7 protein-coding genes are annotated in these 12084 nt (G+C 74.9%); 3 read left to right on the top strand and 4 right to left on the bottom strand.

From position 1 onward, the window contains the following. Positions 1-122: 122 nt before the first annotated feature. On the bottom strand, positions 123-683 hold the full coding sequence (locus tag SNOUR_RS21520; protein WP_067358603.1) for a MarR family winged helix-turn-helix transcriptional regulator: 561 nt from the start codon (positions 681-683) through the stop codon (positions 123-125). A gap of 217 nt (positions 684-900) precedes the next feature. On the opposite strand from SNOUR_RS21520, the gene SNOUR_RS21515 reads away from it, so the two are divergent. Next, entirely contained in the window at positions 901-2190 is a 1290-nt protein-coding gene (locus SNOUR_RS21515) for an MFS transporter (RefSeq protein WP_067349668.1), read from the top strand. Between the two features lie 59 nt (positions 2191-2249). Here SNOUR_RS21515 and SNOUR_RS21510 read toward each other — a convergent pair whose 3' ends face one another. Continuing rightward, positions 2250-4004 carry a SpoIIE family protein phosphatase gene (locus tag SNOUR_RS21510; RefSeq protein ID WP_067349665.1) on the bottom strand — a complete coding sequence of 585 codons (1755 nt, stop codon included), beginning with the start codon at positions 4002-4004 and terminating at the stop codon, positions 2250-2252. 295 nt (positions 4005-4299) lie between these two features. Then, positions 4300-5625, bottom strand: coding sequence for an NAD(P)/FAD-dependent oxidoreductase (locus SNOUR_RS21505; protein ID WP_067358602.1), 1326 nt, complete (start codon positions 5623-5625; stop codon positions 4300-4302). A gap of 509 nt (positions 5626-6134) precedes the next feature. On the opposite strand from SNOUR_RS21505, the gene SNOUR_RS21500 reads away from it, so the two are divergent. Together SNOUR_RS21500 and SNOUR_RS21495 are read left to right on the top strand one after the other, a co-directional pair. Continuing rightward, positions 6135-6929 carry a TetR/AcrR family transcriptional regulator gene (locus tag SNOUR_RS21500; protein WP_067349662.1) on the top strand — a complete coding sequence of 265 codons (795 nt, stop codon included), beginning with the start codon at positions 6135-6137 and terminating at the stop codon, positions 6927-6929. 275 nt (positions 6930-7204) lie between these two features. Beyond that, entirely contained in the window at positions 7205-9163 is a 1959-nt protein-coding gene (locus tag SNOUR_RS21495) for a sigma-70 family RNA polymerase sigma factor (protein WP_067349660.1), read from the top strand. A gap of 481 nt (positions 9164-9644) precedes the next feature. Here the strand turns inward: SNOUR_RS21495 and SNOUR_RS21490 are convergent, their stop codons facing one another. Continuing rightward, the gene (locus tag SNOUR_RS21490) at positions 9645-11717 is read right to left on the bottom strand and encodes an asparagine synthase-related protein (protein WP_067349657.1); all 2073 of its coding nucleotides are present in this window, start codon (positions 11715-11717) and stop codon (positions 9645-9647) included. Between the last annotated feature and the right edge of the window lie 367 nt (positions 11718-12084).

Below are 12084 nucleotides of genomic sequence, written 5' to 3'. Positions count from 1 at the left end.
CCGTTGAGGGGCCGTGCAGTAGTGAGTTGCCGCGAAGCGGCGGGATGGCTGCCACAGAACCGTTCCGGCTCGTTGGCAACTCGGAGAACACTACGGATCGGGGAGGGGCGTGTCAAACCCGGTCAGTCGAGGTCGCTCAGACGGCCCTCGGCATCGGGTTGGGCCTCCTCTACGCGGCGCAGCAGCCGGGTCAACGCATCGCCGAGGATGCGGCGTTGCTCGCCGGAGAGGTCCTGGAGGAGCTCCTCCTCGAAGACCGATGCCATGCGCATCGCCTCCAGCCACTTCTCGCGGCCCTCGTGGGTCAGCTCGACGATCACTCGGACGCGGTTGGTCTCGTCGCGCTCGCGGGTGACCAGACCTTCGCTCGCCATGCGGTCGATGCGGTGGGTCATGGCGGCCGGCGTGAGGCCGAGGCGCTTGGCGAGTTCGCCGGGGCCCATGCGATAGGGCGCGCCGGAGACGACGAGGGCCTTGAGGACCTCCCATTCGGCGTTGCTGATGCCGAGGGTGGCGGTCTGGCGCCCGTAGGCGACGTTCATCCGCCTGTTGAGGCGCTGAAGTGCGGAGACGACCTGCTCCACCTGGGGGTCGAGGTCCCGGAACTCGCGCTGGTAGGCCGCGATCTGTTCCTCAAGGCTCGGCTCGGAGTGACCGGCGGGCGCATCTGAGGGCTCTGGCATGCGGCGCAGTATGACACGAAAGCCATTGGCGTTGAAGTTCTTCGTCATGTAGTCTTTAGCTTCGAACTTTAGGGTCGAAGTCTTGAGGGTGTGACTGTCCGGTCTTGGACGTCCGGGGTGTCGTGGACGCCGGGGACGCCGTGGACACCGCCTCGACTCGGCCCGGGGGGTTCCTGACTCGTATCCGTCTTCTGTGACCTGACCTAGGTAGGTGAGTGTGACCACCGCGATGGGCGCCGCGCTGCGCCGGATCCAGCTGGGGAACGCGCTGAGCGCGTTCGGCAGCGGCTTCACCGTGCCGTATCTGTACGTCTACGTGGCGAACGTGCGGCATCTCGGTGCGAATACGGCTGGTGCGGTGCTGGCGATGCTGGCGATCTCCGCACTGATCGTGCTGCCGTTGACCGGACGGGTCATCGACCGGCGGGGGCCGCTCCCGGTGGCCGTCGTCGGTACGGTCTCGGCCGCCGTCGGTTCGCTGGGGATCGGGCTGTCGGCGACCGAGCCGATGGTCATCGCGTCGGCGGTGGCGCTGGGAGCCGGTATCGCGGTGATCCAGCCGGCGCTCGCCACGATGATCGTGTGGTGCTCGACGACGGTGACCCGGTCGCGGGCGTTCGCCACCCAGTTCTTCCTCAACAACCTGGGGCTCGGCATAGGCGGCCTGGTCGGCGGTCAGCTGGTGGACGAGACGCACGCGTCGAGCTTTGTGCGGCTGTTCGCCATCGAGGCCGTGATGTTCCTGGTGCTGGGCGCGGCGATCGCGACCGTTCGGCTGCCGCGGGCGCCGAAGGTCGAGGACGCGGTGCCGACGGAGGAGCGGGCCAAGGGTGCCTGGCGGGTGCTGTTCGGCGACCGGCGGATGGTGTGGCTGTGCGTGCTGGGCTTCGTGCTGTTCTTCGCCTGCTACGGGCAGTTCGAGTCGGGGCTGGCGGCGTACGCCACGGAGGTGACCCGGATCGCGCCGGCGACGCTGGGCATCGCCCTGGCAGCCAACACGGCGGCGATCGTGGTGGCGCAGTTCGTGGTGCTGAAGCTGGTCGAGCGGCGGCGTCGGAGCCGGGTGATGGCGCTGGTGGGCGTGGTCTGGACGGTGGCGTGGCTGGCCGCCGGGCTGTCCGGGCTGGTGCGCGGGAGCCAGGTGGTGGCGACCGTCCTGCTGATCTCCACGTACGCACTGTTCGGCGTCGGGGAGTCGCTGCTGGCGCCGACCGTGGCGCCGCTGGTGGCGGATCTGGCGCCGGCCTCGCTGATCGGCCAGTACAACTCCGCGTTCGCGCTGGTCAAGCAGTTGGCGCTGGCGGTCGGGCCGGCCGTGGGGGCGCTGATGGTCGGGCACGGGATGCATGTCGCGTACATCGCGATGCTGGTGGCGTGCGCGGTCGGGATCTCGGTGCTGGCGCTGCGGCTGGGGCGGATGCTGACCCCGGCCCAGGACCAGCCGCACCGGGTGGCGACCCTGCCCGCGCAGCGGGTGGAGGCCGAGCCGGTGGCCGCGGGCGTGTGAAAGACGGTCCGGGGGCGGCGCCCGCTGTTGGCGCGGCGCCGCCCCCGGGTGCACACGACCTAGCCCCTGGGCAGGGCGAATTCGCACCAGACGGCCTTGCCGCCGCCCGGGGTGCGGCGGGAGCCCCAGGAGGAGGCGATGGTGGCGACGATGGAGATGCCGCGGCCGGTCTCGTCCACGGGCTCGGCCCGCCGGCGGCGGGGCAGGTGATCGTCGCCGTCGGTGACCTCGATGATCAGGCGGCGATCGGTGCGGCGCAGCCGTAGGCGCATCGGCGGGGTGCCGTGCTGGAGGGAGTTGGCGACGAGTTCGCTGGCGGCCAGGACGCCGAGGTCGTGGAGTTCCGGGGAGAAGCGCCAGGAGGCGAGGACGCCGGAGGCGAAGGCGCGGGCGCGCGGTGCCGCCTCGGTGCCGCCGTGGAGTTCGAGGGCGGCGTTGTGGAACAGCTCGGCGTCGTGGCCCGTACGGACCGGGTTCTGGATGACGAGGATGGCGACGTCGTCGTCGTGCGCGGCGGTGATGCCCAGGGAGCGCAGCAGCCGGTCGCAGACGATGTCGGGGGTGCCGGTGGAGCCGGCGAAGGCGCGCTCCAGGGCGGCGACGCCCTCGTCGATGTCCTTGTCCCGGCGTTCGACGAGACCGTCGGTATAGAGGACGGCGCTGCTGCCGGCGCCCAGCGGGACGGAGCCGGAGGTGTGCAGCCAGCCGCCGGTGCCCAGTGGCGGGCCGGTCGGTTCGGCGGCGCGGCGGACGGTGCCGTCGGCGTCCCGGACGAGCATCGGCAGATGACCGGCCGAGGCGTAGACCAGGCGGCCCTCGTTGGGGTCGTGGACGGCGTAGACGCAGGTGGCGATCTGGCTGGCGTCGATCTCGGCGGCCAGGCCGTCGAGGAGTTGGAGGACCTCGTGGGGCGGGAGGTCCAGGCGGGCGTAGGCGCGGACCGCGGTGCGGAGCTGGCCCATGACGGCGGCGGCGCGCACCCCGCGGCCCATGACGTCGCCGATGACCAGGGCCGTCCGGCCGGCGCCGAGGGTGATGACGTCGTACCAGTCGCCGCCGACCGCGGCGTCCGTGCCGCCGGGCTGGTAGGTGGCGGCGACCCGCAGGTCGTCGGGCTGCTCCAGTTCCTGGGGCAGCAGCGAACGCTGGAGGGTGACCGCGGCGGCGCGCTGGCGGGCCTCGCTGGCGCGGAGCCGTTCGGCGGACTCGATCTGGTCGGTGACCTCGGCCCCGAAGACCAGGACGCCCTTGTGCGGGGCGACGCAGGCGACCTCGGGGTCGGGGGCCGGGCCGCTGGCGGCGACCTCGATGGGGGTGCAGGTGAAGGTGTAGTAGCCGTCGCGGGTGCGGTCGCCGCCGGCGCCGGCCGGGACCTTGCGGGACTTGACGGTGCGGGGTTTGCCGCTGCGCAGGACCTGGTCCATCAGGGGCAGCAGGCCCAGCTCGCCGAGTTCGGGGAGGGCCTCGCGGGCGGTGTGGCCGGCCGGGCGGGGGCCGAAGACGCCGGCGTAGGCGCTGTTGACGTAGGCGATGCGGTGCTCGGGGCCGTAGACGACGGCGACCAGGGCGGGGATGGTGCCGAGGATGTCGTGGACGGAGAGCGCGTCGACGGTGGGGGGCGCGGTGGGCGGCGGGGCGTCCTCGCCGGGTCCCTCGGCGCGGGCGGCGGGGACGGTGCCGGAGGGGTCGTCGGTGGGCGCGGCGGAGTGCGCCGTGGGCCCCGACGGGGCGGACGGCGTGGCGGCGCGGTCGGACCGGGCGGCGGTGCGCCGCTGCGTGCCGGGGAATTTGGCGCTCCAGCGCGTGAAGATCACGGAGGGATACCTCTTACTTCGCGTCGTCACGCGGGGTCGGGCCATCGGCGTGGGGGCAGGCCCCGTGGTGCGGCGGGGGGCACGATCGGCACCCTCTGGCGGAATGCAGCAAACGTCCTGAATCCTCGTGATTGTCACTCTTCGCAGATACGAGCCCACCCATGGTCACACGTCCAGTGTGGCCGACCGGACGGTCATCCGTCAGACGCCGGACGTCGAGGCGTAGTTCCCGGCCCGGGGGCGGTCGGCCCGGGCCGACCGGGTGGCCAGTCAACGTCCCTGGTGGAGCGGCCGGTCAGCTGGTTTCGTTGTGCCGGCCGGTGCCCGCGGCGAGTTCGAATTCGGCGCGCGGGTTCTCCAGCGAGCCGAGCGAGACGATCTCGCGTTTGAACAGACCCGCGAGGATCCATTCGGCGAGGATCCGGGCCTTGCGGTTGAAGGTGGGCACCCGGCTGAGGTGGTAGGCACGGTGCATGAACCACGCCGGGTAGCCCTTGAGCTTGCGGCCGTAGACCTGGGCGACGCCCTTGTGCAGGCCGAGCGAGGCCACCGAACCGACGTACTTGTGCGCGTAGTTGTGGATCTCGCCGCCGCGCAGGGCCGCGGTGAGGTTCTCGGCCAGCACCTTGGTCTGGCGGACGGCGTGCTGGGCGTTGGGGGCGCAGACGGCGCGCGGCGCGTCGGGGGTGGCGGGCGGCGGGGCCGTCAGGTCCGGGACGGCCGCCGCGTCCCCGGCTGCCCAGGCGTGTTCCACGCCGTCCACCTGGAGCGCGGCGGTGCACTTGAGGCGGCCGTGGTCGGTCAGCGGCAGTTTGCTCGCGGCCACGATGGGGTGCGGTTTGACGCCGGCGGTCCACACGAGCGTCCTGGCGGGGAAGCGGGAGCCGTCGCTGAGCCGGACGATGCGCTTCTCGCAGGACTCCAGGCGGGTCTCCAGGCGGACGTCGATGTTGCGGGCGCGCAGCTCGCGGACGGTGTAGCCGCCCATGTCGGGGCCGACCTCGGGCAGGATCCGGTCGGTCGCCTCGACCAGGACCCACTTCATGTCCTCGGGCCCGACGTTGTGGTAGTAGCGGACGGCGTAGCGGGCCATGTCCTCCAGTTCGGCCAGCGCTTCCACGCCCGCGTAGCCGCCGCCGACGAAGACGAAGGTCAGCGCCGCGTCGCGGATCGCGGGGTCGCGGGTGGAGGAAGCGATGTCGAGCTGTTCGAGGACGTGGTTGCGCAGTCCGATGGCCTCCTCGACCGTCTTGAATCCGATGCCGACGTCGGCCAGTCCGGGGACGGGGAGGGCGCGCGAGACCGATCCCGGCGCGAGGACCAGTTCGTCGTAGGCCACGGTGACGGCGCCGGCGCCGGCATGCTCCGCGGCCAGGGTGGCGATGGTCGCCTTGCGCTCGTCGTGGTCGATCTCGGTGACCTCGCCGATGACGACCGTGCAGTGCGGCAGGACGCGGCGCAGCGGGACGACGACATGGCGCGGGGAGATGGAGCCGGCGGCGGCCTCGGGCAGGAACGGCTGGTAGGTCATGTAGGGCTCGGGATCGACGACGACGATCTCGACCGTGCCCTGCCGCAACTCCTGTTTCAGCGTCCGCTGCAGCCGCAGGGCGGTGTACATCCCCACGTAGCCACCGCCCACCACGAGAATGCGCGCCACGGCGTCCGAATGCTCCGAAGACACAGTCTTCACAGAGGTTCTCCTCGCGGTGTCGACCAGGCCGGGGCGCCACCGAGCGGGTGGCCGGGCCGGCGCGCGCGGCCACCTTCGGGCGCTGTGCCCCCGGACAGCACAGCACTGTTCCATGACGCACCGCCGGGACGGCTTTGTCCACAGGCCGGTCGAAAAGTATGTCCGGTACGAGGCGCGGTGCGGAGCGGGACATTCCGGCCGAGCGGGGCGAAGTACGCTGGTCAGGCGGAGTTCGGCGCGAGGTGAGCGGAAGGACGAGCAGGACGGATCGGGTCCATTGGGCCGAACGGGGGGCACGGCGTACGGAGCGCCCCCTTCAATCTTGACGCGGGCTCAACTATGTTCGTATGTCGTCGGGGTGCACCCTCTTGTCGGGTCGCCCCGACCGTCAGGGCGGGGAGTCTCCGGGGGGAGACGTCATTACCGGGGGATCACTTATGCACATTCAGGGCTCTCAATGGTCGGCGGCGGCCACGATGACCGCTGCCGCTTCCGACGGTGTCAACGGCGCCGGCGGCAACGGAACGGGCGCGGCGACCGGCCTCAACGGCCGGAGCACACCCCTGCGGGTCGATGCCCAGCGCAATCTGGAGCATGTGCTGCGGGCGGCCCGAGAGGTCTTCGGCGAACTGGGGTACGGCGCGCCGATGGAGGACGTGGCGCGTCGCGCCCGGGTCGGGGTCGGGACGGTCTACCGCCGCTTCCCGAGCAAGGACGTCCTGGTCCGGCGGATAGCCGAGGAGGAGACCTCCCGGCTGACCGAGCAGGCACGGGCCGCACTGGGTCAGGAGGACGATCCGTGGTCGGCGCTGGCGCGGTTCCTGCGCACGTCGGTCGCCTCGGGCGCCGGGCGGCTGCTGCCGCCGGGCATCCTGCGGGTCGGCGCGAGCGAGGAGCGGGCGGACGGCGCGGCCGAGCCGCGGGTGCCGGAGGGCGGCACCGAGGCCCGGGTGCCGCTGCAGCGGATGGCGCCCGGCGAGGCGGACGGGCCGCGGAGCGGCCCCGAGGCCGAGGAGACGCCGGGCGGGCAGGCGCTGCTGGACGTCGTCGGACGGCTGGTCGAGCGGGCCCGGGCGGCGGGTGCGCTGCGGACCGATGTCACGGTCTCCGACGTGCTGCTGGTCATCGCCACGGGTGCGCCCGCGCTGCCCGATCCCGGGCAGCAGCAGGCGGCCTCCGCCCGGTTGCTGGAGATCCTGCTGGAAGGGCTGCGGTCGCGTCCCGCGACGTGACAGGCGCGGCGGCCGGCTCCATGACGGCGGGCGGGGCACGAACCGCCCGCGTGGAGCCGGTGGCGGCACCGGGAGGCCCCGAGTGCGGGGCGTCCCGGTGGGGCGCCGGCATCCCTGCGATGCGGTGGTCCCGACCGGTGCGGGGCGCCCCGTGCGGGTGAACGCCAGTGCGGGCGCCCCGGATGAGTGGTTGCCCACCGGGGCCCTGAAGCCCGGGCCAGGGGTGTGGCACGCTTGCGCGGTGTTGCGGTGTGACGGGTTCGGGAGCCTCGGCGATGGGTGTTGACGGGCGGGACGAGCGGCGTGGCGAGACCACGGGACGCCGCTCGGATCAGGTGCCGGGCCGGACCGGGCCGCCGGGGGCGACGCCCCCGCGCGGTGGCCTGGAGGACGCCGGGCCCAGCGTGCCGGCGCAGCGCAGGCGCTCCCGGCACGGCGGGATGCCGTCGGACGAGCCGGTGGGGGTGCCCGGCGAGCGCACGGACGCGGATCTGCCGCCGTCCGACGCCGAGTTGGTCGCCGCGATGCGGGCCGGTGACGACAGCGCCTACGAGGAGCTGTACCGCCGGCACGCCGAGGCGGTGCGCCGGTATGCGCGCGGCTGCTGCCGGGACGCCCACACCGCCGAGGATCTGACCGGCGAGGTCTTCGCGCGCACCCTGCAGGCGGTGCGCGGCGGGGCGGGGCCGGACTCCGCGGTGCGCGCGTATCTGCTGACGACCGTGCGGCGGGTCGCCGCGGCCTGGGCGAGGACCACCCGACGGGAGCAGTTGGTCGAGGACTTCGCGGTGTTCGCGGTGTCGGCGGCCGGGTCGTCCCTGGACGACAGCACGCTGGATCCGGGCGCGGACGTCCGGGCGATGCACGAGGCCGAGCAGACCATGGCGGTGCAGGCGTTCCGCAGCCTGCCGGAGCGCTATCAGACGGTGCTGTGGCACACCACCATCGAGGACGAGTCGCCGAGCGAGGTCGCACCGCTGCTCGGGCTGACCGCCAACGCCACCGCCGTGCTGGCCCACCGCGCCCGGGAAGGGCTCAAGCAGGCGTATCTGCAGGCGCATGTGAGCCAGTCGCTGACCGCGGGCGGCGACTGCGCGCGCTATGCCGACCGGCTCGGCGCGTACGCCCGGGGCGGATTGCGGATGCGGGCCGAGCGGGGGCTGCGCAAGCATCTGGAGGAGTGCGCCCGGTGCCGCGGGGCGGCGCTGGAGGTCGTCGACCTCAACCAGCGGATCGGGGCGGTGCTGCCGGTGGCGGTCATCGGCTGGTTCGCGGCCGGGTACGTCGTCAAGGGTGCCGCCGCGGTGGCCGGGATCGCCGGCGCCGGGGCCGCGGCGGGTGCCGGGGTGGCCGCGGCCGCCGCGGGGTCCGGTTCCGGTACGGCGGGCGGCGCCGGCGGCGGGGCGGCCGTGGGCGAGGGGCTGGCCGCGCCGGTGAAGATCGGTATCGGTGCCGGGCTGGTGGTCGCGGCGGGGGCGGCGCTGGCGTTCGCGCTGGCCGGGTCGCCGCAACCGGCCCCGCGGGCACAACCGCACCCGCCGGCGCCGGTCGCGCCGCCCGTGCCGGCCCCGCCGCCGTCGCACACCCCCCGGCCGCCGGTGGGCGCGCCGGTCACCGAGCCGACGCCGTCCCGCACGCCGATGCCCACCCCGACGCCGTCCGAGCCCGCCCCGACACCGACGCCGACGCCCACCCCGGCACCGCCGACGCCCACGCCGACTCCAACACCGACGCCCACCCCGACGCCCACGCCGACCCCGACACCGACGCCCACGCCCACGCCCACCCCCACGCCGCCGACGACGGCGTATCAGGTCAGTGCGTTGGCGTACGACTTCATGGGGGACGGCAGCAAGCCGGAAGTACGGGCCCTCGACAGCGGCTGGCTGTGGAAGCGGTACCGCCCGAGCATCGGCGGGACCGCCTATCCCCACGGGGTGAGCGTGCACGCCTCGTCCTCGGTGGTCATCGATCTCAACCGGCAGTGCACGGCGTACGACGCGGTGGCCGGCGTGGACGACCTCAGCCTGGGCCTGGGCGCGCTGCGCTTCTCGGTGTACGGGGACGGGGTGCGGCTGTGGCGGTCGCCGGTCCTGCGCGGCGGGGAGTCGGCGGTGCCGGTGCACGTCCCGTTGGCCGGGCGCAAGACGCTGCGCCTGGTGGTCGAGCCGGAGAGCGCGGGCGATCTGGTGGCGCTGGGCGACTGGGCGCGGTCGCAGATCAGTTGTCGGTGAGCTGTCGGTGAGCTGGTCGCCGCGGGTGGGGCGGGATCGCGCCGGAGGGCGGGACGGTGTGCCCCGTTCGTCGGCGCGGTGACGGACTGGCCCGTTCGTCGGCCCGGGGACGGACCGACGCGTCCCTCGACCCGGGGACGGATCCCGGCAGGGGCGAGGGGCCCGTCACGGTCGAGGGATCCGTCAGGGCCGGGGATTCCGTCAGGGCTCGGCGGGCGGTCAGGGCTCGGCGGGCGGTCAGGACGTGTGGGGTGCCGGGGTCGTACGGGGCGCAGGGACGGCAGCGTGGTCGGCGGTGTGATCGCCCGCGTACGCGCCGCTTCCCCGGCGTGCGGGGCCTCGGGTGCGCCGTGGGTCGCGCCGTTCTGCTGGGCGCACCGGGACGCGGTCGTGCGCCGGGCGTCCGCCCCGTGGAGAGCGGGCGCCCGGGGGTTCCGGCGGGCCGCCTCGCCCCGGGCGGTGAGGCGGCCCGCCGGGCGCGTCAGGAGAGCCGCGCGCGCACCACGCCCCCGGCGAGCGCCCGTTGCCGGGGCGCCTGCGCGCCCGTCCAGCACGAGCCGCGGCGGGCCAGCAGCCGGCGCAACCACACTTCGGCGGCGACCAGTTCGGCCAGACCGTCCAGGGGCACCGGGGCGCCCTCGGCCGCCGCGCGGAGCGCGCGGCGGACCACCCGCGCCTCGACGAGGCCGGCGTCCGCCAGCAGTGGCGCGTCGAAGAGCTGGAGCAACGGGCCGACCGCGGCGCGCAGTCCGGCGCGGACCGCGGCGGTGTGGGTGTGGTGCGCGGCGGCGCCCCAGCCGGACGGCAGGTACCGCACGCCGGCGCCGGCCAGGACGGCGCGCAGGACGGCGGCCCGGGCGCCCGGCTGCACCCGCAGGGTGTCCGGCAGGGCGCGGCAGGCCAGCACCACCTGGTTGTCCAGGAAGGGGGCGTGCAGCCGCTGGCTGCGGACCTCGACGGCCTGCTCGAAGATCCGGTGGTCGGCGGCCTGGCGGGCGAGGGCGGCGCGGGCCCGTCGTTCGCCGGGGCGGCCCGCGGCGGGCGAACGGTGCGCCGCGTCCCCGAGGCGAACCGATACTTCGGCCAGCGCCTCCCCCGTGAGCCAGCGGGCCGCGGGCCCGGGGCGGCACCAGGCGAGCGCGGCCAGGGAGGCGTCCACCGCGCCGCCGGCCACCGGCTCGTCGGCGAACCGGCGCTCCATCAGGTGGCGCGCGGCCTCGGCCATCCCGGTGGCGTAGGGGGTGCGGGCGAGCTTCCGGGCGGCCCGGTAGACGGTGAACGGGACCAGCACCGAGTGCGCGGAGGGGCCGTCGGCCTTGGCCAGCGCGGTGACCGGGCGCAGCAGATGGCGCCGGCGGCGGTCCATGAGGAGGTCGGCGAGGCGGGCGGGGTGGGCGTCGAGGACCTGGCGGGCGCCGTTCCCGACGAAGTGGTCGGCGCCGCCGGACAGCAGCCGCCTGCGGTGCCGGCCGGCCAGGGTCAGCGAGGGGCCGGACTCGTCGGTGAGCGGGAGGGCGTCCAGGCCGGTGTACGGGAGGGCCTCCTCGCCGGCGGCGACGACGACGTGGTGCAGCCGGGGGTCCTCGGCGATGCCGCGGGCACGCTCCAGTTCCGCCTCGTGCTGGGCCCGGTCGCCATGGGTGGCGCGGTCGTTGAAGGTGACCGCCAGCAGGCGCTCGCCGTGGCCGTTGATCCGGCCGGGCTGCCCGGGGAGGCCGGCGGCCAGGAGGGCGAGGGTTCCGGAGGCGCTGCCCCCGGAGAGGTCGGCGCCGATGCCGGGGGCCGGTCCGCCGCGCGCCGCGCGCCGCTCCGCGGGGCCCATGCCGGGCACCGGGCCTGGGTCGAGCCGGTCGAGGCCGTCCGGGTCGGGCGCGAAGCGGGGGGCCGCCAGCCGGGCACGCACGGCCTCCACGAGGGCCTCCCGGACGCCGTCCACCGCCTGCTCCGGGGCGAGTTGGGGGGCGGCGACGGCCAGGGACGCGGGCGGTTCGTAGGAGGCGATCTCGCTGCTGCCGGTGCGCAGCACCAGGGCGTGGCCGGGCGGGATCCGGCGGACCCCGTCGTACGGGGTGCCGGCGCCCACCGCCTCGGGGGCGTCCGGGCAGGCCAGCAGGGCGGCCAGATGGCCGACGTCGAGGCCGGCCTCGACGAGGTCGGCGAGCGGCAGGGCGGCGGTGGCGTAGGCGGTCCCGCCGGCCCACCGGGTGTGGAAGACGGGCCGGGCGCCGGCCAGGTCTCCGGTGACGGTGATCCGGCGGCCCACTTGGGCGACGGCGGTGTAGCTGCCAGGCCAGGCGGTCAGGTGGCGCAGCGCGCCCCCACGGGCGGCGAACAGGCCCACCTTCAACTGGTCGTCGGTGGCGCCGCAGACCCCGAAGACGGCGAGTCGGGTCTCCGGGTCGGCCTGGACGACGCGCACCTCGTGGGGCCGCCAGTCGCCCACCGCCCAGAGGGGATCGGGGTCGCCCCACAGGAGTTGGGCGCCCACGGGCAGCAGCGTCCGGCACTCCCTGTGGGCGGTCGCGGCACTGCTCCACCCCACCAGCCAGCGCATCGCCGCCTCCACCCGATTCCCCGTCCGCAGGGGTGGCCGGCGACCGCCCCGTACAGCGGATATCCCAGCTGTCGTGCGGACCATGCTGCCATGGCGGTGGCCTGCGGGAGGTGGCGGAGGAGGCCCGGACGCGGGCGGGGCGGCGGGCGCGGCGAGGGGCGCACGGGGGCGGTGTGGCGCCGTCGGGACGGCGGCTGCGCCCGGCGGCGGCCCCGGGTGGCCCCCCGTGTGGCCCCCGGGGCGCTGGACGGCGTGAAAGCATCACCCGTCGATTTTCGGCCAAAGTCCTTGCCGCGCAGCCGAGTTGACGCCCGGACACCGTCCCGTATACGGCGCCGTGCGGCGCGGTGGGCCGGACCTGCGCCCG

This window comes from Streptomyces noursei ATCC 11455 (assembly GCF_001704275.1).
In the GTDB taxonomy this organism is placed as follows: domain Bacteria; phylum Actinomycetota; class Actinomycetes; order Streptomycetales; family Streptomycetaceae; genus Streptomyces; species Streptomyces noursei.
Note: the sequence above shows the minus strand (reverse complement) of the source record. Positions and strands in the feature narration are given on the sequence as shown.